The organism is Achromobacter sp. UBA5777 (genome assembly GCF_002418565.1).
GTDB classification, from domain to species: domain Bacteria; phylum Pseudomonadota; class Gammaproteobacteria; order Burkholderiales; family Burkholderiaceae_B; genus Achromobacter; species Achromobacter animicus.
Map to the genome: position 1 here is coordinate 1 of NZ_DIEJ01000188.1, position 23,393 is coordinate 23,393.

General features: G+C 67.3%; 20 protein-coding genes. 6 read left to right on the forward strand and 14 right to left on the reverse strand.

What is annotated here, in order from left to right; translation table 11 throughout:
- Positions 1–627 (reverse strand): glutamate racemase (murI, locus tag B3446_RS14675; RefSeq protein ID WP_291382898.1); only part of this gene is annotated, 627 nt, incomplete at its 3' end.
- Between the two features lie 88 nt (positions 628–715).
- A complete protein-coding gene (locus B3446_RS14680) occupies positions 716–1,645 on the reverse strand; it encodes a LysR substrate-binding domain-containing protein (protein WP_191576075.1) in 930 nt (309 codons plus the stop codon).
- Between the two features lie 139 nt (positions 1,646–1,784).
- Between B3446_RS14680 and B3446_RS14685 the strand changes: the two genes are divergently transcribed.
- The 3 genes from B3446_RS14685 (at position 1,785) to B3446_RS14695 (ending at position 3,739) form a co-directional block, all read left to right on the forward strand.
- The gene (locus tag B3446_RS14685) at positions 1,785–2,360 is read left to right on the forward strand and encodes a chromate transporter (protein ID WP_175186300.1); all 576 of its coding nucleotides are present in this window, start codon (positions 1,785–1,787) and stop codon (positions 2,358–2,360) included.
- A complete protein-coding gene (locus B3446_RS14690; RefSeq protein ID WP_191576073.1) occupies positions 2,357–2,881 on the forward strand; it encodes a chromate transporter in 525 nt (174 codons plus the stop codon). The genes B3446_RS14685 and B3446_RS14690 overlap by 4 nt, the downstream gene beginning before the upstream one ends.
- A 171-nt stretch (positions 2,882–3,052) precedes the next feature.
- The gene (locus B3446_RS14695; RefSeq protein ID WP_291382903.1) at positions 3,053–3,739 is read left to right on the forward strand and encodes a DUF1345 domain-containing protein; all 687 of its coding nucleotides are present in this window, start codon (positions 3,053–3,055) and stop codon (positions 3,737–3,739) included.
- 18 nt (positions 3,740–3,757) lie between these two features.
- Here the strand turns inward: B3446_RS14695 and B3446_RS14700 are convergent, their stop codons facing one another.
- Positions 3,758–4,987, reverse strand: a complete 1,230-nt coding sequence (locus B3446_RS14700) for an MFS transporter (protein WP_191576071.1) — start codon at positions 4,985–4,987, stop codon at positions 3,758–3,760.
- Between the two features lie 52 nt (positions 4,988–5,039).
- Complete coding sequence (locus tag B3446_RS14705) at positions 5,040–5,798, reverse strand: SDR family oxidoreductase (protein WP_291382906.1); 759 nt, start codon at positions 5,796–5,798, stop codon at positions 5,040–5,042.
- Between the two features lie 265 nt (positions 5,799–6,063).
- Here B3446_RS14705 and B3446_RS14710 point away from each other — a divergent pair, with 265 nt between their 5' ends.
- The 3 genes from B3446_RS14710 to B3446_RS14720 all read left to right on the forward strand — a co-directional run bounded on the left by B3446_RS14710 (position 6,064) and on the right by B3446_RS14720 (position 9,716).
- A complete protein-coding gene (locus B3446_RS14710; protein ID WP_191576069.1) occupies positions 6,064–7,002 on the forward strand; it encodes a GlxA family transcriptional regulator in 939 nt (312 codons plus the stop codon).
- A 215-nt stretch (positions 7,003–7,217) separates the two neighbouring features.
- Positions 7,218–8,456, forward strand: coding sequence for an MFS transporter (locus B3446_RS14715; protein ID WP_291382909.1), 1,239 nt, complete (start codon positions 7,218–7,220; stop codon positions 8,454–8,456).
- Positions 8,457–8,471: 15 nt separating this feature from the next.
- Positions 8,472–9,716: an arsenic transporter gene (locus B3446_RS14720; protein WP_291382911.1), complete on the forward strand. Its 1,245-nt coding sequence runs from the start codon at positions 8,472–8,474 to the stop codon at positions 9,714–9,716.
- An 80-nt stretch (positions 9,717–9,796) separates the two neighbouring features.
- Here the strand turns inward: B3446_RS14720 and B3446_RS14725 are convergent, their stop codons facing one another.
- From B3446_RS14725 to B3446_RS14770, 10 genes are all read right to left on the reverse strand, one after another.
- Positions 9,797–12,271: a TonB-dependent siderophore receptor gene (locus B3446_RS14725; RefSeq protein ID WP_291382913.1), complete on the reverse strand. Its 2,475-nt coding sequence runs from the start codon at positions 12,269–12,271 to the stop codon at positions 9,797–9,799.
- 184 nt (positions 12,272–12,455) lie between these two features.
- Positions 12,456–13,439, reverse strand: a complete 984-nt coding sequence (locus B3446_RS14730) for a FecR domain-containing protein (RefSeq protein WP_191576065.1) — start codon at positions 13,437–13,439, stop codon at positions 12,456–12,458.
- On the reverse strand, positions 13,436–13,948 hold the full coding sequence (locus B3446_RS14735) for a sigma-70 family RNA polymerase sigma factor (protein WP_191576064.1): 513 nt from the start codon (positions 13,946–13,948) through the stop codon (positions 13,436–13,438). Before B3446_RS14735 ends, B3446_RS14730 begins: the two co-directional genes overlap by 4 nt.
- Before the next feature lie 181 nt (positions 13,949–14,129).
- Entirely contained in the window at positions 14,130–15,254 is a 1,125-nt protein-coding gene (locus B3446_RS14740) for a class I SAM-dependent methyltransferase (protein ID WP_291382916.1), read from the reverse strand.
- A 141-nt stretch (positions 15,255–15,395) separates the two neighbouring features.
- A complete protein-coding gene (locus B3446_RS14745) occupies positions 15,396–17,063 on the reverse strand; it encodes an OFA family MFS transporter (RefSeq protein WP_191576062.1) in 1,668 nt (555 codons plus the stop codon).
- A gap of 128 nt (positions 17,064–17,191) precedes the next feature.
- Positions 17,192–17,449, reverse strand: coding sequence for a formate dehydrogenase subunit delta (locus B3446_RS14750; RefSeq protein ID WP_105240256.1), 258 nt, complete (start codon positions 17,447–17,449; stop codon positions 17,192–17,194).
- Between the two features lie 18 nt (positions 17,450–17,467).
- The gene (fdhD, locus tag B3446_RS14755) at positions 17,468–18,289 is read right to left on the reverse strand and encodes a formate dehydrogenase accessory sulfurtransferase FdhD (protein WP_291382920.1); all 822 of its coding nucleotides are present in this window, start codon (positions 18,287–18,289) and stop codon (positions 17,468–17,470) included.
- A 26-nt stretch (positions 18,290–18,315) separates the two neighbouring features.
- Complete coding sequence (gene fdhF, locus B3446_RS14760; RefSeq protein WP_175124506.1) at positions 18,316–21,192, reverse strand: formate dehydrogenase subunit alpha; 2,877 nt, start codon at positions 21,190–21,192, stop codon at positions 18,316–18,318.
- A gap of 13 nt (positions 21,193–21,205) precedes the next feature.
- Positions 21,206–22,786: a formate dehydrogenase beta subunit gene (locus tag B3446_RS14765; RefSeq protein ID WP_291382923.1), complete on the reverse strand. Its 1,581-nt coding sequence runs from the start codon at positions 22,784–22,786 to the stop codon at positions 21,206–21,208.
- Positions 22,783–23,340 carry a formate dehydrogenase subunit gamma gene (locus B3446_RS14770; RefSeq protein WP_291382925.1) on the reverse strand — a complete coding sequence of 186 codons (558 nt, stop codon included), beginning with the start codon at positions 23,338–23,340 and terminating at the stop codon, positions 22,783–22,785. Before B3446_RS14770 ends, B3446_RS14765 begins: the two co-directional genes overlap by 4 nt.
- Positions 23,341–23,393 lie beyond the last annotated feature (53 nt).

Here is a 23,393-nt window from a genome sequence, read left to right on the forward strand (position 1 = left end):
CACGCCGGGGCCGGCCGCGTCCTGGATCACGTCGCGCAGAAAGGGAAAGTGCGTGCAGCCCAGCACCAGTACGTCTGCGCCGGCCTCGCGCAGTTCGGCCACCGGTGCGCGCACGGCCTCAGCGGCTTCGGGGCCCGCCAGCACGCCCTGCTCGACCAGCCGGACCCACTGCGGGCAAGGGCGCAGCAGGATGCGCACCTCGGGCGCCTCGCGCTGCACGAGCGCGGCGAACTTGGGGCTGGCCAGCGTCCCTGTCGTGGCAAAGACGCCCACCACGCCCGTATGCGTCAGGTGCGCGGCGGGTTTGATGGCGGGTTCGACGCCGATGATGATGAGCTCGGGATGGCGCTTGCGCAGCAACGTGATCGCCGCAGCGGTGGCGGTGTTGCAGGCCACCACCATGGCGCGGGCGCCCTGCGACACGAAATAGTCGGCGATGGCACAGGCGCGGGGGGGGNNACAGGCGCGGCGTTCGACGAACGCCTGGGTCTTTTCCCCGTAGGGCACATGGGCGGAGTCGGCGACGTAGAGCAGGGGCTCGTTGGGCAGCGCGTCTCGGATCGCGCGCAAGACGCTCAGCCCGCCGACGCCGGAGTCGTACACGCCGATGGGAGATTCGGAAAGCATGGAAAGACGTGGGTCTACGCAGGATGCGGTGGCGGCAAGTGTAGCGCCGGGTTTCACCGGCGTTTTGCCGTCGCGGTTACCGGCGGGCTTATCGGCTCTCCGCCGCCGGAGAGGCGTCCCGCTGCCGCCGTGCCTCGTCGATCAGCTTACGCGCGGCGCCCGACAGCGGCGCATCGCGCCAGATCAGGTTCAGCGGCGCGCGCAGCGCCTTCGGGTGCGTCACGCTGACGTACACCACGCCTTCGATGTTCACGCGGCGCAGCGATGCCGGCACCAGCGACACGCCCAGCCCTGCGGCAACAAAACTCAGCGTGGACAGCATGCGCGGCGCTTCCTGCGTGACGCGCGGGCTGAAGCCTTCGGCGCTGCAGGCGGCAATGATCGCGTCGTACAGACCCGGGCCGCTGTGACGCCGGTACAGGATCAGCGATTCGTCCGCCAACTCCGACAGCGCGATGCGCTTGCGCGTGCGGCCCTTGACGGCGGGATGGTCGGCCGGAAAGGCCGCCAGCATGGCTTCCTCGAGCACGGTTTCCATCTGCACGCCGGGGTCCGCGTGCGCGCCGCGGATGAAGGCGACATCGATACGCCCCTCGGCCACGGCCTCGCGCAGCTCTCCGGTGCTGCTTTCTTCCAGCACCAGATGCACATGCGGCGCGCTTTCGCGGAAACGGCGGATGACCGACGGCACGAACGGATGAAACGCCGCCGACCCCGTGAACCCCACCGTCAAGCGGCCCGCCTCGCCCTGCGACACGCGCCGCACACCGTCCACGGCCTGGTCCACCATCGCGATGATGTTGCGCGCGTCATCCAGCAGCGCGCGGCCGCTTTCCGTGAGTTCCATGCCGCGCGGCAGGCGGTGGAACAGGGTCACGCCCAACTCGGCCTCCAGCACCCGGATCTGCTGGCTGAGTGGGGGCTGGCTAATGCCGAGCCGGGCGGCGGCCTTGGTCAGGTGGGATTCCTCGGCGACCGCCAGGAAATACCGCAGAAGCCGTAAATCTACGCTTGCCATATGTGTTCGATATGAGATTTGAACTTGTCATATATTAGACATTATTCAAGGCGAAGCGTACGCTGCAAGTTCGTTATCCACCTCTGGCGCGGCCCCCCCGCCAGCTCCCATCGCCGGCCTTGCGCCGGCCACCAAAAAGATGAACGCAGCACTTCCCCTTGACGAGGCCGGTGTACGGCCTCCCCCCACTTGCGGCCAGTTGTTCTACGGATTCCTCGTGCTGGGCCTGACCGCCTTTGGCGGCGCCTTGCCCCTGGCCCGGCGCATGGTCGTCGAAAAGCACCGCTGGCTGACCGGCGCCGAATTCACCGAACTGCTGGGCCTGTGCCAGTTCCTGCCGGGCGGCAACATCATCAACCTGTCCGTCGCCCTGGGCATGAAATTCCGCGGTCCGCGCGGCGCCTTTGCCGCGCTGATGGGCCTGATCCTGGCGCCGTCCATCATCGTCATCATGCTGGGCATGGTCTACGACCGGTTCCAGAACGATCCCGACATCCAGCACCTGTTCGCCGGGCTGGCCGCGGCCGCGGCCGGGTTGCTGATCTCGATGGCGGTGAAGATCGGCATGCCGGTCATCAAGCGCCGCGACTGGCTGGCGGGCGTGGTCGCCACCGCCTGTTTCATTGCGATTGCCGTGCTGCGCATTCCGTTGCTGCCCACCATGGCGGTCCTGACGCCGCTCAGCATCCTGATGGTCTGGAGGCAACGTCGATGATTCACACACTGATCGCGCTCGTCCTGATCTTTACCCAGCTGTCCGTGCTGGCCTTCGGCGGCGGCAACACCATCCTGCCCGAGATGCAGCGCCAGGTCGTGGAGGTGCACGGCTGGATGACCGCCGCCGATTTTTCCGCGCTCTTCGCGCTTGGTCAGGCCGCGCCGGGGCCCAATCTGATGGTTGTCACGCTGGTCGGCTGGCACGTCGCGGGCCTGCCTGGCGTGATTGCCACGACCATCGCCAAGTTCGGCCCGTCGTCGATCATCACCGTCATCGCGCTGGGCCTGTGGGAAAAATTCAAGGACCGCCCGTGGCGCGGGGTCATCCAGGCCGGCATTTTCCCGATGACCGTGGGGCTGGTCGCGGCCAGCGCCTCGCTCATCACCGAGGCGTCTGTCCATACGTGGTTGCTGGGCGCCATCGCCGCCATCGTGGCGATCCTGGGCAGCGTCACGCGGATTCATCCGCTGTGGCTGCTGTTTGCGGGCGCGCTGGCCGGTTTGCTGGGGATCAGTTAGCGTAGGGGGCTCTTGCAAGCCCGGCGCACGCGATACGCGCCGGGCGCGCACTGCGGACAGGAGCCAGCCATGCAGCCGCTCAGAGACGAAAACGCTTCAGGCGAAAACGCTTCAGACGAAAACGCTTCACATGAAAGCCCCCGGGGCCGCAGCGCCCGGGATGACCGCGCCATGCAAGACTCGCCCCGCGATGCCGGCGCCGGCGCGGCGTCGAATGCCGAGCCGCTGCCGTTCTTCGATGCCCATCGCCGGCTGATGTTGTGCGCCGGCCTGCTGCTCGTCGTCGCGGGCGGGTTATACGCCGCAGGCCTGACGCCCAGTCTCGCCCTCCTGCTCGGCTTTGACGCCGGGGCGCTGGTCTTCCTGATCCTGACCGTCCGCATATTCAGCCGCACCAGCGCCGCTTCCATGCGCCTGCACGCCCGCCAGCACGATGTCGGCCGCACTGGCGTCCTGTGGAGCAGCGTCGCGCTGTCCTGCATGGTGCTGGTCGCGCTGTGGGTCGAACTGCATGCGCAAAGCAGCGTCGGCGCCCTGGTGGACACGCTGGCCGCCGCCGTGACCATCGTGCTGTCGTGGCTTTACATGAACATGATCTTCGCGCTGCACTATGCGCACGGGTACTACGGTCATCGGAACGCCATGCACAAGGGTCTGGATTTTCCGGGCACGGACGACCCCGACTACTGGGACTTCGCGTATTTCTCGCTGGTGCTGGGCATGACGTTCCAGGTGTCGGACGTGCAGATCGTCAACCGTCGGCTGCGGCGGATGGCGATGACGCATGGCGTCATCGCGTTCTTCTTCAACGTGTTCATCATCGCGATCAGCGTGAACGTGGCGGCGGGGCGGGCATAGGGCAGGGCGGGGGCGCGACTAGCCCTGCGTCCGGACGCGCCGGTCCAGTCCGAACGCGGCTGCCTGCGCGATCGCGGCCGCCAGTCCGATGCCCCAGATCGCGCCCGCGCCGAGGATCGCGGCGCCCAGCGCGCTGCCGACCGAAAAACCGAAGTACATGGTCGAGGTGTTCAGCGCCAGCGCCACCGGCGCCTGTCCCGGCGACCCCGCGCCGATGAGGCGGGCCATTTGTGCGGGAAAGAACGACCAGACGGTAAAGCCCCACAGGAATACGGCGAGCAGCACGGGCGCCACGGCGTTCGATGCGGACAGCGCCGTTGCCAGCGACAAGCCCAGGAACGCCAGCCCCAGGACGGTCAGCGACCTCCGCACGACGCGGTTCGCGCCCATTCTGTCGGACAAGGCGCCGCCCGTCGTCACGCCCAGTGCAGCCGCAACGCCCCAGAGGGACACCGTCGCGCTGATGCCGGTCTCGCCAAAGCCCAGCACACTCGCCAGATACGGCGCGAGAAAAGGGTAGGCCGTGAACGCTCCGATCGCCCAGAACAGGCTGACCGACAGCAGCCGGACAATCGCCGGTTGGCGCACCACGGCAAGCCGTTGCCGAAGCGTCGCCACCGGAATCCCGGCGCCCGCGTCCGCGGCGATGCCGGCCCGGATGCCGGCGATGGCCACAAGGCTCATCACCGCGACAATCGAAAACGTGGCGCGCCAGCCGAAGAAGTGACCGGTCACCGCGCCCAGCGGCAGGCCGAGCGCGATCGCCAGCGTCATGCCGGCGCTGACGATGGCCAGCGCCTTGCCGCGCCGCTCGGGCCCCACGATCACGCCGGCCAGCGCGTTGGCGTTGGGCACATACAGGCCCGCCGCCACCGCCATGACGACACGCGCCGCCATCAGTGTCCAGAAAGCGGGAGACCAGGCCGCCAGCACGTTGCCCAGCGCAAACAACCCCATGGCAAGCTGCAGGGCGGCGCGGCGATTCCAGCGCGCGGTCAGGACCGTCATGACCGGCGAACTCAACGCCAGCGTCAGCGTGAACACCACGATGAGCGATGCCATCTGCGGCACGGTCATCCCGAAATCCGCCGCCATCGTCGGCAGCAGCGGCGCGATCATGAAGCCTTCCGTGCCGATGGCGAAGGTGCCCAGCGCCAGGAAGCCGGCGGGCAGCAATCCGGCGTCACGGCTTGCCGCCGTGGATGCGCGGGCAGGCGCCGCGCCTGCCGTGTCAGCGTTCGTTGTCATGAGGTCTTTCCAAAGTAGGACGGCGCCCGCAGGGCGCCGCGTTTTCGTTGCCTCAGACCGGGATCGGATTGTCGACCAGGCTCTGATTGAACGCATTCACGAACGCATGCTCGTTCGAGCCGGGGTTGTCGCGCAGATCGCGGATGGCGTCGACCAGCACCTCCGGCACGTCGGTCGCCAGCTTCTGCATCGTCTCTGCGATGAACGCATCCAGCGGCATGGCGCGCGGATCGCCGCTCTTCTTGATGAGGTCCGTGTCGACCCAAGGCGGTGCGATCTCCTGCACCGTGACGGTGGTGTCGCGCAGCATGAACCGCTGCGACAGCGCGTACGAATGCAGCGCCGCCTTGGATGCCGAGTACACCGCATTGGTGGCGATCGGAACATAAGCGAGCATCGACGTGTTGTGGATGATCGTCGCGCGCGGCTGCGTCTTCAGGTGGTCGATGAGGGCGGACGTGAGTCGGATGGGGCCGAGCAGGTTGGTTTCCAGGATCTGCTGCGACACGGCGTCGTCAACCTGGGACGAAGGGTCATCGAACGGCATGATGCCCGCGTTGTTGATCAGCACGTTCAGCGACGGGTACTTGGCGATCAGGGTCTTGGCTACGCGGTCGATGTCCTGAGCGTCCGAGATGTCGAGCTGGATGCCTTCGATACCCGGATGCGCCGCTGCGATCTCGTCCAGCAACGCCTGCCGGCGGCCGGCGATGATGACCTTGTTGCCCAGGTCGTGGAAAGCGACGGCCAGCGCGCGGCCGATGCCGGAAGTGCCGCCCGTGATGAAGAGGGTGTTTTGGGTCAGTTGCATGGTGGTGCCTCGGTTGGTTGGTGAGCGTCTGGGTTCGTTTCAGATCGCGGTGTGGTCACTATGAGGCAGTTTGAGTTTGTCTCAAATGTCAATAAAGCGTCGTTTTAGGACATTGGTGTCCTAGCGTCCTTCTGGGGTAGACAGGGTGGCCGCGAAAAATCCAGCGCATAGGCACGTCTTTACACAGGCAGACGCAATTTTCCATTGACTATCGCCAATGGCTTCAATAGCCTATATACGTCATTTACAGACACTGGTTTTAACCATGCGTCAGATCGGCCTCATTCTCGAAGACGGTTTCCAGGTGATGGGCCTGGCGGCGCTGGCGGCGTTCGAATTCGCCAACATCGCCCTGGACCGCGACGGCTACCGCGTCACCATCCTGTCGGAAGGTGGCGGCCTCATCCGCTCCACGATGAACGCCGGCATCGAGACGGTTGCTCTCGGCGTGATGCCCGACACCCTGATCGTGGCGGGCGAATTGATGCCAGGGCCGATCTCGCCCGGCCTGGCCCGCTACGTGGCGCGCGCCGCCACCGAAGCGCGCCGTGTCGCGGGCGTCTGCACGGGCGCGTTCGTCCTCGCGCAGGCCGGCCTGTTGAACGGCCGCACCGCCACCACGCATTGGGCGCATGCGCGCAGCCTGCAGGAAGGCTTTCCCGAGGTGCGCGTCGACCCTGACCGCATCTTCGTGCGCGACGGCAACATCTGGACGTCGGCCGGCATGTCGGCCGCCATTGACCTGGCGCTTGCCTTGATCGAAGACGACCACGGCGCGGCGCTGGCCCGCGACGTCGCGCGCCGGCTGGTGGTCTATCACCGGCGGCCGGGCGGCCAGTCGCAGTTCTCCGCCTTGCTGGAACTGGAACCGCGCTCCGACCGCGTACAGCGGGCGCTGGTCTACGCCAAGGAGCATCTGCGCAACCCGTTGACGGTGGAGGAACTGGCCGATGCGGCCAGCTTGTCGCCCCGCCAGTTCAGCCGGGTGTTCCGTGACGAGACCGGGCATTCCCCCGCCAAGGTGGTGGAGCTGCTGCGGCTCGAAGCGGCCCGCGCGATGCTGGAAGAAGGGCGGCATTCCCTGGATGTCGTGGCGCGCGATACCGGCTTTGCTGACCGCAACCGCATGCGGCGGGCGTTCCTGCGCGCGTACGGTCAGCCCCCAAGCGAAGTGAGGCGCGGGGTGCAACCTGCCGGCGCATGAGGCGTCATCTCGGACCTGAAACTGACAGGGCGTTGAACGTCGCGCCGCTGTAGCGCAATGTCGCTGACGCCCGGATCGTTGTGATCTAAGATGCGCCATCCGAACGCATGGCGCATGCCTGGCGCGCGGCTCCGGCATATCCGGCGAACCGGGGCGAGGGCCTCGCGCCGATTTCAGGCCGACACCGATCGACATCCACGCTTTCTACGTCTGCCTTGCACTCTCCATCGCCCGCACCGCGTCCTCTCGATTGGCTGAACTTCTTCGTGGCCGATGTGCGGGACGGGCTTGGCCCCTATCTCGCCATCTATCTGCTTGCCGTCCATCATTGGCGCCCTGACAGCATCGGGCTCGTCATGACGATATCCGGGCTGGCGGCGCTGGCAGCCCAGACACCGGCCGGCGCGCTGGTGGACCGCGCCTCCAACAAGCGCGCGTTGCTGATCGCCGCCGCCGTGCTCGTGACAGTGGCGTGCATGGCGGTCCTGGCCAGCCCGAACTTTGCCTGGGTCACGCTGACGCAGGCCGTGGCAGGCGTCGCGTCATCGGTGTTCGCGCCCGCGATTGCGGGCATCACCCTGGGACTGACCACCGCGCACGCCTTCACGGAACGCATCGCGCGCAACGAGTCGTTCAACCATGCAGGCAACGGATTCGCGGCGCTGCTCGCGGGCGGGCTGGCGTATGTGTGGGGGCCGGTCGCGGTGTTCTACCTGATGGCGGCGATGGCGCTGGCCAGCCTGGCCGCCACGATGCGTCTTCCCGCGCATATCGATCTGGACAAGGCGCGCGGATTGGAGCCTGGCCACGATGCCGCCGAGCATGCGCAGCCCGTGCCGCTGCGCCAGTTGCTGTCCAACCGGCCGCTCGTGCTGCTGGCGCTGAGCTGCGCGCTGTTCCACCTGGCCAACGCGGCCATGCTGCCGCTGGTCGGGCAGAAGCTTGCCCTGGCGAACCCGGCGCTCGCCACGCCGCTCACAGCGGTCTGCATCGTCGCCGCGCAGTTCGTCATGATTCCCGCCGCCATGGCCGTGGGGCGCTATGCGGACCAGTGGGGGCGCAAGCCGCTGCTGCTGTTCGGTTTCCTCATCCTGCCGTTGCGCGGCGTGCTCTACACGTTTTCGGACGACACCGCGTGGCTGGTGGGCGTGCAGTTGCTCGACGGCATCGGCGCGGGCATCTTCGGCGCTGTCCTGCCCCTGATGGTGCTGGACCTGACCCAGGGCAGCGGCCGGTTCAACGCCAGCCTGGGCGCCGTCACCACGGTGTTCGGTATCGGCGCGGCGCTCAGCAACGGGCTCGCCGGCCTGATCGTGCAGCACGCGGGTTACAGTGCAGCCTTTCTGGCGCTGGCAGGCATCGCCGGCCTGGCTTGCATGACCTTGCTGGTGCTGCCGGAAACGCGCGTGGCCGCCACGGCGACCGCCGCATCGGCTTCCAACTCCCTTCCTTGATCCTCTTCTGAAAGCATGTCGCTATCCAACGCCGTGATCTGGTTGATTGCCGCCGCGACCACCATGGCCATCCTTTTTCGTCCGTGGCGGCTCCCCGAGTACGTTTGGGCCACCGCCGGCGCGTTCGCGCTGGTGGCGCTGGGCTTGCTGCCGGCCGCCAAGGCGGGCAGCGCCATTCTGGAAGGCACCGACGTCTACCTGTTCCTGATCGGCATGATGCTGGTGGCCGAAGTTGCCCGGCAGGCGGGCCTGTTCGATTGGGTGGCGGTGGCGGCTGCCGATCACGCGGCCGGGTCCGCCCGGCGGCTCTTCGATCTGGTTTTTCTGGTGGGCACCGTGGTCACCGTGCTGCTGTCCAACGATGCAACCGCGGTCGTGCTGACACCCGCCGTGTATGCGGTGGCGCGCGTGGTTGGCGCGCCGCCGTTGCCGTACCTGTATGTCTGCGCCTTCATCGCCAATGCGGCCAGCTTCGTCCTGCCGATCTCCAATCCGGCGAATCTGGTGGTGTTCGGCGACCGCATGCCCGCGCTGGGGCCATGGCTGGCGCACTTTGCGCTGCCTTCCGCCTTGGCCATCGGTTCCACCTACGTGACGCTTCGGCTGGTGTTTCGCGATGATCTGCGGCAGCCCTTGAAGGCGTCGCCGCCGTTGCCTCCCATGACATGGCCGCTGCGCATGGCCGCGCTGGGCGTGGCCATCACCGCGGGGACGCTGCTGATCACGTCGGCGCTCGGCCAACGCCTGGGCTTGCCGACGCTGATCGCCGGCTGCGTGTCGGCGGCGCTGGTGCTGGCGGTGACGCGGTCGGGGCCGCTGCGGCTCATCAAGGGTGTCGCGTGGGGCGTGCTGCCCCTGGTGGCCGGGCTGTTCGTGCTGGTCGAAGGCATGGCCGCCAGCGGCGTGCTGCAGGACTTGGCGGACCTGATGCGCGGCCTGTCCGCGGACGCCGCGCTTTGGGCGGGTGGCGTGGGCGCCGCGCTGTCGGGCAACGTCATCAACAATCTGCCTGCGGGGTTGATGGCGGGCACGCTGGCGCGCATGGCCGACCTATCCAGCACGGCCAACGCCGCCCTGCTGATCGGTATCGACCTGGGACCCAATCTGTCGGTGAGCGGCTCGCTCGCCACCTTGCTGTGGCTGCTGGCCGTGCGCCGTGAAGGCATGCACATCAGCGCGCTGAGCTTTCTGCGGCTGGGCATCGTGGTGATGCCGCCTGCGTTGATTCTGGCGCTGGGCGCGCTGCACGTCTTCAGTTGACGCTGCACGTCTTGAATTGACGCGGCGCGCGGCGCAGGCCTGGCGATGGCCAGCGCGCCGCGCGCCTTTCCGGTCCCGCGTCAGAACGTGCCGCGGACCGTCAGCGTGGCGTTGCGCGGATCGCCATAGAAACTGCCCCAGCCCGGCGCGCCGATGGTCTGGTAGTAGGTCTTGTCGAAGATGTTGTTCACATTCAACGCCGCCGACCAGTTCTTGTTGATCTGGTACGCGACGCGCGCATTCCACACCGCGTAAGACCCTTGCGAGACCCGCACCGAGCGCGTTTCCGTGTAGCTGCCCGTCTGGTAGTTCACGCCGCCGCCCAGCGACCATGCCGACAGTTCACCCGGCAGCCGGTAGTCGGACCACAGGCGCAGGATGTGCTTGGGCGTGACGGTGCGCGCGAAGTTGGTGTTGGTGACCGAGGTGTCGTCCAGGAACTTCAGCGTGTTGAACGTGTAGCCCGCAAACAGTTGCCAGCCCGGGGCCACTTCGCCGCTGATCTCGGCGTCCAGGCCCTGGCTGCGCACCTTGCCGCTCGACAGGTAGCAGATGTCGCCCGTCGAGCACACGCTGGTCAGATCCTCTTGCGCGCGGTTCTTCTGATCGACGCGGAAGAGCGCGATGGACGTGTTCAGACGCCCATCCATCAGCTCGCCCTTCAGGCCGATCTCGTAGTTCTTGCCCACGATGGGATCGAGCACCTTGCCCGATGCGTCCACCGCGTTCTGCGGTTCGAAGATCTGCGCGTAGCTGACATAACCGGACCACTGCGGATTGAACGCGTAGATCAGGCCGCCGTAGGGCGTGACGACGCCGTTGTCCTTGTAGGGATCGACGTACTGCTCGCCGCTGTCGCGGTAGCGGCTGGTGTTCTCGTACCAGCTCACGCGCGCGCCGGCCACCAGCGTCAGCGGGTCGGCCAGGCTGAAGCGGCCGACACCGTACACGCCGGTCTGCTTCATCTTCACGATGGTCGCGGCGCTGCGGTAGGCGTTCTCGCGCATCCAGTCGTCGGTGGGCTCCGGCACGTGGTGATCCGGGTTCCACACGTTCACCGCACGGTTCAGGCGGTTCAGCGCGAAATCGTTCTTGCTGGTCAGTTCGTTGATGCTGGCGCCAAAGGTCACCGAATGCTTGCGGCCTAACGCCTCGAAGGCGCCGTCCACATCCAGGTTCAACGCCTTGTTGTGCGTGGACATGTCGAACAGGCCCGCGTACAGCATGGGCCCCAGGCCGGTCACGGGATTCACGGCGCCTTCCGTAAACGCGTACTTCGAATCGTTGGACTCCTGCGAGGACGTGCCGGTCAGCTTGAGCGACCAGTCCTTGTTGAAGCGATGCGCCAGCTCGGCAAAGACGGTGGTCTGCTTGCCGTTCCAGCGGTTCCAGTCCTGCCCCAGCGATGTAGACCGCTTCAAGCCGATGTTGTCGCCGTTGCTGTAATGGGGCAGGCCGTGGAAGAAGGGCGTGGAGCGGAGTTCCTCGTAGCTGACGCCGCCGGTCAGGGTGGTGTCCGGCGTGAAGTCATAGCTCAGCACGCCGTACAGCACGCCGGTGCGGCTTTTCGCGCTGTCGTAGAAGTACTCGCGGTCGTTGTAGCTTGCCACGCCGCGGGCGCGCAGCGTGCCGGCTTCGTTCAGCGGCGCGCTGGCGTCGATGTCGGCGCGATAGTTGTTCCACGAGCCGCCGCTGGCCAGCATCTGCACCTGGGTTTCGGCCAGCGGGCGCTTGCGCACCAGGTTGACGGCCGCGCTGGGCGAGCCGGCGCCTTGCAGCAGGCCGGTGGCGCCGCGGATGATCTCCACGCGGTCCAGCGTCACGGTTTCGGTGGTGAAGCTGTCGGCCTGGGGATAGTAGAAGGCGCGGTTCACGCCGTCGAACTGGTAGCTGTCGACGCGAAAGCCGCGCGAATACACGTAGCTGCCGCCCATCGGGCTCTTGTAGAGCGTCATGCCGGTGCTGTTGGCCAGCACCTCGTCCAGCGTGTTGGCGTTCTGGTCGTCCATGCGCTGGCGGGTCACGACGGTGACCGACTGGGGAATTTCCTTCAGCGTCTGGCGGCCCTTGCCGATAGTGACGACGCGGCTCGTGTAGCTGCCGGTGCCTTCGGTGACGGGATCGTTGGTCATGCCGGTCACCGTCACCGGCGCCAGCGTGGACACGCCCGGCGTGTCCTGCGGGATGCGCCGCAGGTGATAGCCCTCGCCGTTGGCGTTGGGGACCGCCTGCAGGCCGGTGCCGGCCAGCAACCGGGACAGGCCCTGTTCCGTCGTGTACCGGCCCGACAATCCTTGCGTCTGCACGCCGCGCGTCAGGGCGGGCGAAGCGGCCACGGTGACCTTGGCGGCCACGCCGAACTGGCCCAGCGCCACATCCAGCGTGGTGGGTGCGATGGCGAAGGCGACTTCGACCGCCGGCGCGGCCTGCGCCCACGACGCGGCGGGGACGGCGAATGTGGCGGCCGCCGTCAGGGCAAGGTGGACGGCAAGGCGCAAGCGCATGCGCGGAGACGATGACAAGGCGAGAGAAGAATGGGAATGGCGTCGTGCCATGACTGGGGTTTCCTGATTCGTCGATTGAAGAGCGCGGCCCGCGGGCGCCTCGGGGCCTTCTCTTGGTCTAACGAACCAGAAATGAAAATCTGCGGTGCTGTTACAAAAGAGTCGGAATGCGCCGCGGGTGGGCGGTGGAATCGGGCGGCGAAATCGGGCGACGAATCGGCGCGAATCAGTGCCTTCAAGCCCGGCCCACGCTGACCCAGTAGCGCGTGCGATAGCGCAGCGTCAGGTCCAGTACGCCGGCAAGCACCTCCAGCGCCTTGTCGGTGTCGTCGATCCGGAAAGCGCCGGTGACTTCGCGGTGCGCCACGTCGGCGTCGCAGCGTACGATGCCGGTGCGATAGCGGCCTAGCTCGGCCACAAACCGGTCCAGCCGCATGCGGTTCGCAACCAGCATGCCGCCGGTCCAGGCCGGCGCCGTTTCGTTCACCGCGGTCACGGGCGACAGGCTGCGGCGGTCGAACTCCGCCTGCTCGCCCGCATGCACCACCCGGCGCGCCTGCGCTTGCGCGTCCGGCTCCACCTGCACGGCGCCTTCGAACACCGCGACGAGCGTGGCGCCTCGGCTGTCGTCCATCTGGCGCACGGAAAAGCGCGTGCCCAGCGGCGTCAGCAGGCCGTTTGGCGTTCTTACGCCGAAAGGCCGGCCCGCGTCGTCGGTGCCTGTAGCGATCAGGATCTCGCCGCTGCGCAGGTCGATGCGGCGCTGTTGCGCGTCATAGCGCATCGCCACGGCCGAATCGGTGTTGAGGGTCAGTACGGTGCCGTCGGGCAGGTGCACGACGCGCTGCTCGCCCGTCGCGGTGCGATAGACCGTGCTGCCGTCCCACAGCCCTTCGCGCGCGCCCATCCAGCCCAGCGCGCCCAGGCCGACGCCGGCCGCCATCCATTTGAGGGCGCCGCGGCGCGAGCGCTGGTCGCAATAGCGCAGTATGGTCTGTCCCGCCGCCGCGTTCGACACGTTGGCGGTGGTGGCAGCCTTCAGATCTTGGCTGATGCCCTGCAGGCGCTGCCAGGCCAGTTCGTGGCGCGCGTCTGCTTCGCGCCATTGCGTACAGGCGGCCTGCGTGGCGGCGTCCGGCGCGTCGCCAGCACGCATCATCCACTGCGCCGCCTGCCGGATGATGTCGGGATGCACCCGCTCGGTGTGCGCGGCGCTCATGCGTACAGCACCGCGTAGCAGTGTTCCCACGCCTTGATCATGTCGCGCTGCACGGCCGCCACCGAAATGCCCACCTCGCGCGCCACGTCCAGATAGGGCAGGCCTTCCACCTGCGCCAGCACGAAAACCCGGCGCACCCGCGCCGGCAACTGCTCCATCATGCGGCACACGGCATCCAGGGCCTCGACCACCAGCGCATGCGTCTCGGGGCTTGGCTCGACGGCTTCGCTGCGGGCAGCCAGCGTCTCAAGATAGGCTTGTTCGATCGCCCGGCGGCGCGACTGGTCGATCAGCAGACGCTTGGCAACCGTGGTCAAAAAGCCGCGCGGCTCGGCAAACGCGGCGCGAGATTCGCTGCGCATGACGCGTTCGAAGGTGTCGTGCGCCAGATCGGCGGCATTGTCGGCATTGCCGGCAAGCCGGCGGCGCAGCATCTGCACAAGCCAGCCATGGTGCTCGCGGTACAGGCTGACGAATTCGGCGGAGGACGCAAAAGGGGCGGGCGGCACGGGTCTGCTGGTCAGATGCTAATGGGAATGATTGCTAATTGTAGCCAATCAGCGGCGCGTGGCTATTTCTTTTCACACACGCCCATTCCCCGCTGCGCCCAAGCCGCGGTCGCGGCCTTCCGCTATCGGGGGGTGAAAGCGGCTCCCGCCCGGCGTCGAGAGCCCCGCACTTTCAAGCCCCTCAGGCGTCGGCTGCGCCCAATCTCCACAGCGATGTCATTTCCTTCGACCGCGCCGCAAACAACGGATCCGACGCGTCCCGCGCCTTGCCGTGCACCGGCCGCGTATCCAGCTTGTCGATCACCCGCAAGCCAGCAGCCTCGATCATCTCCAGCAACTGCTCGCGCGTGCGCAGGCCCAGGTGCTCGGCCAGATCCGACAGGATCAGCCAGCCTTCACCATTCGGCGTCAGATGATCCTTCAATCCATTCAGAAACCCGCGCAGCATGCGGCTGTCCGGGTCGTACACGGCATGCTCCAGGGGCGAACTGGGCCGCGCGGGCAGCCACGGCGGGTTGCAGACGATCAGCGACACGCGCCCTTCGGGGAACAGGTCCGTCTGTTCGACGTCCACCTGCCCCGACAATCCCAGACGTTCCAGGTTTTCGCGCGCGCAGGCGATCGCGCGGGCATCCGTGTCAGTGGCGATGACGCGCTTGCCGCCACGGCGGGCGATGACTGCGGCCAGTACACCGGTGCCCGTGCCGATATCGAACGCCACGCTGCCGCGCGGCATGGGCGTGTTGGCGACCAGGTCCACATATTCGCCGCGCACGGGCGAGAACACGCCGTAGTGCGGGTGGATGCGATTGTTCAGCGCGGCAATCTCCACACCCTTCCTGCGCCATTCGTAGGCACCGATCAGGCCCAGCAGCTCGCGCAGCGACGCCACGAATGGCGTATCGCCCGGCACGTTTGCGGCTTCGCAGGCCGGATGTGCATCGGGCGCGCGGCGCAGGGGGATGGTGTGGCCGGCATCGAAGGGAATCAGCAGCATGCCCAGGATGCGGGCGCGCTGCGACTGGACCTGCCGGTGCTGGTTGAAGGCCTCGAGCTGGGTCTCGACCGGCTTGCGCGGGCGCTTGTCGACGCGGCGCGTGATGGCCTGCAACAGCTGGCGCGCGTTCTGGAAATCGCCCCGCCACAGCAGGCCGACGCCTTCGCAGGCGTGGCGGTAGGCCATGTCGGCGGTCAACGTGTCGTCGGCGACGATGACGCGCTTGGGCGGCGTGGCGCCGGTTTCCGAGTGCCAGCGGGCCGAGCGGACGACGCCGTTTTCTTCCCAATGCAGTTCAGGCGCGTTCAAGAGGTCGCTCCGGTGGGGAAAAGGGGCAAGGGCAGAATCATGGGAAGTGGCACATAAAAGATAAGGGCGCGGGCTGCCAATGTAGCAGCTTCGCGCCCTCGGGCTGGCGCGCGGCGCACGCTGCGCCGCGGCATGTTGGGGTCAATGGAACAGGACGACGGCCTTTTGCAGCGTGATCCAGATGCCCCAGGCCAGCGGGATGCCGACGCACGCCCACGCAAAGGCGATCAGCGCGGGCGGCGTGCGGAAGTTCGACTTGCCCACGCCGTGGGTCTCGGAGGCGACGGCGCGCTCGTGCGCCAGCGCCTTTTCCTTGGCCAGTTCCTCGTCGGTCATGAAGTACTTGGCGTTGACCGGGCGGATGGCCAGGTTGCACAGAAAGCCCACGACCAGCATGCCGGCCAGGATGTACATGGTGATGTCATACACCTGGGCGCGCGGCACACCGATGGACAGCTGGTACTCGCGGATGTAGTTGACGAGGACCGGGCCGAAGATGCCCGCCGCAGACCAAGCGGTCAGCAGCCGGCCGTGGATGGCGCCCACCATCTGGGTGCCGAACAGGTCGGCCAGGTAGGCCGGCACCGTGGCAAAGCCGCCGCCGTACATCGACAGGATGACGCAGAAGGCCGCCACGAAGAGCGCCAGGGCGCCGATGTGCGCGGTCCAGGGGATGGCGGCGTACAGGAAGAATCCCAGCACGAAGAAGACGAAGTACGTCATCTTGCGTCCCAGCTTGTCCGACAGGCTGGCCCAGAAGAAGCGGCCGCCGATGTTGAAGAGGCTGAGCAGGCCGGTGAAGCCGGCGGCAATGGCGGCGATGGCCGCGAGCTGGTCCTTGTCGAGCTGGCCAAAACCCAGTTCAGGCTTGTCGATCAGTCCGCCGCCGAACACCTCCTGCAGCAGCGGCGACGCCATCCCGAGAATGCCGATGCCCGCCGTGACGTTCAGGCACAGCGCCCACCAGACCAGCCAGAACTGCGGCACGCCCCACACGCGCTTCACGTGGACGTGGCGCTGCGTGATCATCACGTTATTGACCTGCTTGGCGGGCGGCGTCCAGCCGGCGGGCTTCCAGCCGGTGGGCGGCACGCGGTAACCGAGCGCGCCCGACATCATGAAGATGAAGTACACCAGCGCCATCGTCAGAAAGGTCTGCCAGACACCCGGCGAGGTCGGCGTGGCGAAGTGGCGCATCAGCAGGTCGGCCAGCGGCGCGCCGATCATGGCGCCGCCGCCAAAGCCCATGATGGCCATGCCGGTCGCCATGCCGCGGCGATCCGGAAACCACTTGATCAGCGTGCTCACCGGCGAGATATACCCCAGCCCCAGCCCGATGCCCCCGATCACGCCCGACCCCAGCCACAGCATCCACATCTGGTGCAGGTAGATGCCGATGGCCGAAATGACCAGGCCGCCGCACCAGCACAGCGCCGACACGACGCCTGCCTTGCGCGGGCCGGCGCGTTCCAGCCAGCCGCCCCACAGCGCGGCCGAACATCCCAGCAGCACGAAGAACAGGGTGTACATCCACCCCATCGTCGAGATCTTCCAGTCACAGCTCGTGGTGAAGAGCTCGGCCACGAGACTCATGTCGGGCGGGCAGGCCAGCGGTTTTGCGCCGCCCACCACCTTGGACAACGGCAGCCAGAACACCGAGAACCCGTAGGCCATGCCGATGCACAGGTGGATGGCCAGGGCGGCCGGAGGCACCAGCCAGCGCGAGAAGCCCGGCCCCGCGATGGTGCGTTCTTTGTCGAAAAATCCCGGCCTTGAGCCGGGAAGGTCCAGGGTGGCGCTACTTTCCATGATGTCTCCTCAGGGGTGCGGCTTTATAGCGTGCGTCGCCCGGAAAAGCCCGGTGACGCCGCCTTTTTTATGGATCTGTTGCTGTCCTGCCACTTCGGGGCGGGCCGTCATGCGGCGGCCCGGGTGCGCTATGCGACGCGCGCAAGCGGGGTGAGACGCTCGCGATGTTGGGTGACCGCCTGCAGCACCAGCGGATGCAGCTGTTCCTCGCCGGCATCCCCGTCCGGGCTGCGCGCCAGGAAGTCCAGCAGCTCGTTGCGCATGCGCGGTTCCCAGAATTTCTGGATGTGATTGGTGACGCCTTCCAGCGCCTCGGGCCGGTCCGGCATGGCGTCGAAGAACTGGCCGATGCGGTTGGCCATGCGGATCAGGTTGACGATTTCCATTGCTGTCTGGCGTCCGGTTCAGGTGAGGATGCGTTCGGGGTGGGTGTAAATGGCGGCGTCGCCGTCGCGCGTGAAGCCCAAAAGCGTCACGTTGGCGTCGGTGGCCAGGCGGATGGCCAGGGCGGTGGGAGCGGAGACCGAGGCCAGCACGGCGACGCCGGCGGATGCCGTCTTTTGCACCATCTCGAAGCTGGCCCGGCTGGACACCACGACGATGCCGTCGCTGCCGTTGACCGCCTGGCGCGCCAACGCGCCGGCCAGCTTGTCCAGCGCGTTGTGGCGGCCGACGTCTTCGCGTACAAACGCGACGGCGCCATCGGCGCCCGCCCAGCCCGCCGCGTGCGTGGCGCCGGTGATGTCGTGCAGCGTCTGGCGCGCGCGCATGTCGCGCATGGCGGCCAGCACGGCCTCGATGCGCACGGGTGCGCCGTTGGTCACCGGGGCGACCGGCCGCAGCACTTCGGGCAGGGTTTCGACGCCGCACAAGCCGCAACCGGTGCGTCCGGCCATGGCGCGGCGCCGCGTTTTCAGGCGCATTTCACAGGCCGACGAGATCTCCAGCTGCACGACGATGCCGCCGCATTGCGGCAGCAGATCGATGCCGCGCACGTCGCTGACGCTGCCGACGATGCCTTCGGACAGCGAGAACCCCACGGCAAAGTCTTCCAGGTCCGCCGGCGTGGCCAGCATGGTGGCGTGGCTGATGCCGTTGTATTCCAGCGCCACTGGCGTTTCCTCGGCGACGAAGTCGGTCTCGGCGTCGGGGGCGATGGTCCCCGAGCGCACGCGGATGACCTGGGTCGGCGTGCAGTCGGGGCGGGCGGTGGTCGGCGTAGGCATGGGATCCCTGGCGTGCTGGCTGTCGGTTACTTCCCGGTCAGCGCCGCCTCGGACTCGCGCGAGCGTTCGCGCAGGAGCTTTTGCTGGATATCCGCAAATCGCGACCATTGCCGCTGCCATTCCGACGGCTGCGACACGCGCGTCACCTGCACGGCCGTGACCTTGTACTCGGGGCAGTTGGTCGCCCAGTCGGAGCTGTCGGTGGTGACGACGTTGGCGCCGGACTCGGGAAAGTGGAACGTGGTGTATACCACGCCCGGCTGCACACGGTCGGTCAGCGTGGCGCGCAGCACGGTTTCACCGGCGCGGCTCTGGATGCCGACCCAATCGCCCTCGGCCACGCCGCGATCCTCGGCGTCCTGCGGATGGATTTCCAGCACGTCTTCGCCATGCCACATGACGTTGGGCGTGCGGCGGGTCTGCGCGCCCACGTTGTATTGCGACAGGATGCGGCCGGTGGTCAACAGCAACGGGAAGCGGCGCGTGCTGCGTTCATCGGTGGGCACGTACTTGGTGATCATGAAGCGGCCCTTGCCGCGCACGAACTGGTCGATGTGCATGATCGGCGTGCCGTCCGGCGCGTCGTCGTTGCACGGCCATTGCAGGCTGCCCAGCTTGTCGAGCTTGTCGTACGTGACGCCGGCGAACGTGGGCGTCAGCCGCGCGATCTCTTCCATGATCTCGCGCGGGTGCTTGTAGTTCATGGGGTAGCCCAGCGCGTTGGACAGCGCCACGGTCACTTCCCAGTCGGATTTGCCGTTCTTGGGTTCCATCACTTTGCGCACGCGCGAGATGCGGCGCTCGGCATTGGTGAACGTGCCGTCCTTTTCCAGGAACGAGGAACCCGGCAGGAACACGTGCGCGTACTTCGCGGTCTCGTTCAGGAACAGGTCCTGCACGACAATGCACTCCATCGCCGCCAGCGACGCCGCCACATGCTGCGTGTTGGGATCGGACTGCACGATGTCCTCGCCCTGGCAGTACAGGCCCTTGAACGACCCGCCCAGCGCGGCTTCGAACATGTTGGGGATGCGCAGGCCCGGTTCGGGCTGCAGCGTGACGCCCCAGTCCTTTTCGAATTGCGCGCGCACGGTGTTGTCGGAGATGTGGCGGTAGCCGGGCAGTTCGTGCGGGAACGAGCCCATGTCGCACGATCCCTGCACGTTGTTCTGGCCGCGCAAGGGATTGACGCCCACGCCTTCGCGGCCGATGTTGCCGGTGGCCATCGCCAGGTTGGCAATCGCCATGACGGTGGTCGAGCCCTGGCTGTGCTCGGTGACGCCCAGGCCGTAATAAATGGAGCCGTTGCCGCCCGTGGCAAAGAGACGCGCGGCGCCGCGCACGGCCTGCGCCGGCACGCCGGTGATCTCTTCCATGGCTTCAGGCGAGTTTTCGGGCAGCGAGACGAAGTCCCGCCATTCCCGGAACGCCTTTTCCTCACAGCGCTCGGCGACGAAGTCTTCGGCGATCAGGCCCTCGGTGGCGATGACGTGCGCCAGCGAGGACAGCAGCGCGGTGTTGGTGCCGGGCCGCACCTGCAGGTGGAAATCGGCCTTGATGTGCGGCGAGCTGACCAGCTCGATGCGGCGCGGGTCGATGACGATCAGGCGCGCGCCTTCGCGCAGCCGGCGCTTCAGGCGCGAGGCGAACACCGGGTGGCCGCTGCTGGGGTTGGCGCCCATGACGATGACCACATCGGTATGCATGACGGAATCAAAGGTCTGCGTGCCCGCCGATTCGCCCAGCGTTTGCTTCAAGCCATAGCCGGTGGGCGAATGGCACACGCGCGCGCAGGTGTCGACGTTGTTGGTGCCGAAGGCGGCGCGCACCAGCTTCTGCACCAGCCACGTTTCTTCGTTGGTGCAGCGCGAGGACGTGATGCCGCCCACCGCGTCGCGCCCGTACTGGCTCTGGATGCGGCGGAATTCCGAGGCCGCGTAGTTGATGGCTTCGTCCCAGGACACTTCCTTCCAGGAATCCGTGATGTGCTTGCGGATCATGGGCTTGAGCACGCGTTCCTTATGCGTGGCGTAGCCCCAGGCGAAGCGCCCCTTCACGCAGGAATGGCCGCGGTTGGCCTGGCCGTCCTTCCAGGGAACCATGCGCACGACTTCCTGGCCCTTCATTTCGGCCTTGAAGCCGCAGCCCACGCCGCAGTAGGCGCAGGTGGTGACGACCGAGTGCTCGGCCTGGCCCATCATGATGACGGTCTTTTCCTGCAGGGTGGACGTGGGGCAGGCCTGCACGCAGGCGCCGCACGATACGCATTCGCTATCGAGGAAGGGCTGGTCCTGGCCGGCCGACACATGCGAATCGAACCCTTTGCCGGAGATGGTCAATGCGAACGTGCCTTGCGTTTCTTCGCAGGCGCGCACGCAGCGGTTGCAGACGATGCACTTGGACGCGTCGAAGGTGAAGTAGGGGTTGGATTCGTCTTTTTCGGCCTTCAGATGGTTGGCGCCGTCGTAGCCGTAACGCACGTTGCGCAGGCCAACTACGCCGGCCATGTCCTGCAGTTCGCAGTCGCCGTTGGCCGGACAGGTCAGGCAGTCGAGCGGATGGTCCGAGATGTAAAGTTCCATCACGCCGCGGCGCAGGTCGTGCAGCTTGGGGGTTTCGGTGAAGACCACCATGCCGTTCTCGGCGGGCGTTGTACAGGACGCCGGGTAGCCGCGGCGGCCTTCGATCTGCACCAGGCACAGGCGGCAGGAGCCGAAGGGTTCAAGGCTGTCGGTGGCGCAGAGCTTGGGGATGTTGATGCCCGCATCCGCGGCCGCGCGCATCAGCGACGTGCCTTCGGGGACGGTGATCTCCTGGCCGTCGATGGTCAGGGTGACGGTCTTTTCGGACACGCGCGCCGGCGTGCCCATGTCGCGATCGCGCTTGATGACGGTTTCTAGCATGGCGGTCTCGGGTTCAGGCCGCGTGGGCGGCAGACTGGGAGGACTCGATGCCGAAGTCCTGCGGAAAATGGTTCAGCGCGGACAGCACCGGGTAGGGCGCCATGCCCCCCAGCGCGCACAGCGAACCGCCAAGCATCGTGTCGCACAGGTCGCGCAGCAGATGCACCTGCTGCTCGCGCTGGTCACGGCTTTGACCGCCAGCGGCGATCTTGTCGATGGTTTCCATGCCGCGCGTCGAACCGATGCGACAGGGCGTGCACTTGCCACAGGACTCGATGGCGCAGAACTCCATGGCGTAACGCGCCATGCGCGCCATGTCCACGGTGTCGTCGAAGGCGACGAGGCCGCCGTGGCCGATCATGGCCGAGATCTGGATATAGGCTTCGTAGTCCAGCGGCACGTCCCATTGCGATTCGGGCAGATAGGCGCCCAGCGGACCGCCCACCTGCACCGCGCGCAGCGGCCGGCCAGACGCGCTGCCGCCGCCAAATTCGTACAGCAGATCGCGCAGGGTCAGGCCAAAGGCCTTTTCCACCAGCCCGCCTTGCTTGAGGTTGCCCGCCAGCTGGAACGGCAGCGTGCCGTGCGAGCGGCCCACGCCGTAGTCGCGGTAGTACGCCGCGCCCTTGGCCAGGATGATCGGCACGGTGGCCAGCGAGATGACGTTGTTGATGACGGTGGGCTTGCCGAACAGGCCCGAAATGGCCGGCAGCGGCGGCTTGGCGCGCACCACGCCGCGCTTGCCCTCCAGGCTTTCCAGCAGCGAGGTTTCTTCACCGCAGATGTACGCGCCGGCGCCCTTGCGCACTTCCAGATCGAAGCGGCGGCCGCTGCCGTGCACGTCGTCGCCCAGCCAGCCGACGCTGCGGGCGCGCGCGATGGCGGCTTCGAGCGTGGCGATGGCGTGCGGGTATTCGGACCGGACGTAGATGTAGCCGTACGTCGCGCCGACGGCCAGGCCGGCGATGGTCATGCCTTCGATCAGGACGTACGGATCGCCTTCCATCAGCAGGCGGTCGGCAAACGTGCCCGAGTCGCCTTCGTCGGCGTTGCAGACGATGTACTTGGTGTCGCCGGGCGTGCCCGCCACGGTCTTCCACTTGATGCCGGTGGGAAACGCAGCGCCGCCGCGGCCGCGCAAACCGGATTCGACCATTTCGTCGACGATCTGGGCGGGCGCCATGGCCAGCGCGCGCTTCAGGCCCTGCAGCCCGCCATGCGCGGCGTAGTCCTGCAAGGACAGCGGATCGATCACGCCGACGCGGGCGAACGTCAGGCGCTCCTGATGTTTGAGATAGGGGATTTCCTCGGTCAATCCCAAGCGCAGCGCGTGGTCGCCGCCCGTGAGCCAGCCGCAGTCGAACAGCGACGCCACGTCTTCCGGCTGCACCGGACCGTAGGCGGTGCGGCCTTGCGGCGTGGTGATCTCGACCAGAGGTTCCAGCCACAGCAGGCCGCGCGAGCCGTTGCGTACGACCTGCACGGACAGGCCGCGCTGGTCGGCGATGCGTTCAATGTCGCGGGCCACGGTGTCGGCGTCCATGGCCAGCGCCGCGGCGTCGCGCGGCACGTAGATGACGACGGGGGCGCTCATGGCGTGTCCTCCAGCGTGCGGGCCAGCAGGCGGTCGAGCTTGGCTTCGGTGACGCGGGCGTGAGGCTGGCCGTCGATCATGACGGCGGGCGATTGCGCGCACAGGCCCAGGCAATACACCGGCTCCAGCGTGAAGTTGCCATCCGGCGTGCTGCCGTGGAAGTCACAGCCCAGCGCGGTGCGCGCGTGGGCGGCCAGACGTTCGCCGCCCATGGACTGACAGGCCTCGGCGCGGCAGACCTCGAGCGTGTGGCGCGCGGCCGGCTCGGTGCGGAAATGGGGATAGAACGTGATGACGCCGTGGACTTCGGCGCGGGAGAGGTTCAGGGCCTCGGCGATGGTCTGCACCGCGTCGGCCGGAATACAGCCCAGTTCGTGCTGGACCGCGTGCAGCACCGGGAGCAGCGGGCCAGGCTGGTCTTGCACCCGGGCAAGGATGCGGGCCGTGGCCGCGATGGCCGGGGTGGTGGATGCCTGGGCGGCGTCCAGGGCCAGCTTGCCGCCCCGGGCCCCACCGCTGGATGCCAGATCGGATTTTGCCTCGCGCAGGTGCACGTCGGTCTCCTCCTGTGTTGCGTGACCCCGTCAACGGGGGCTTATGTGCCGGT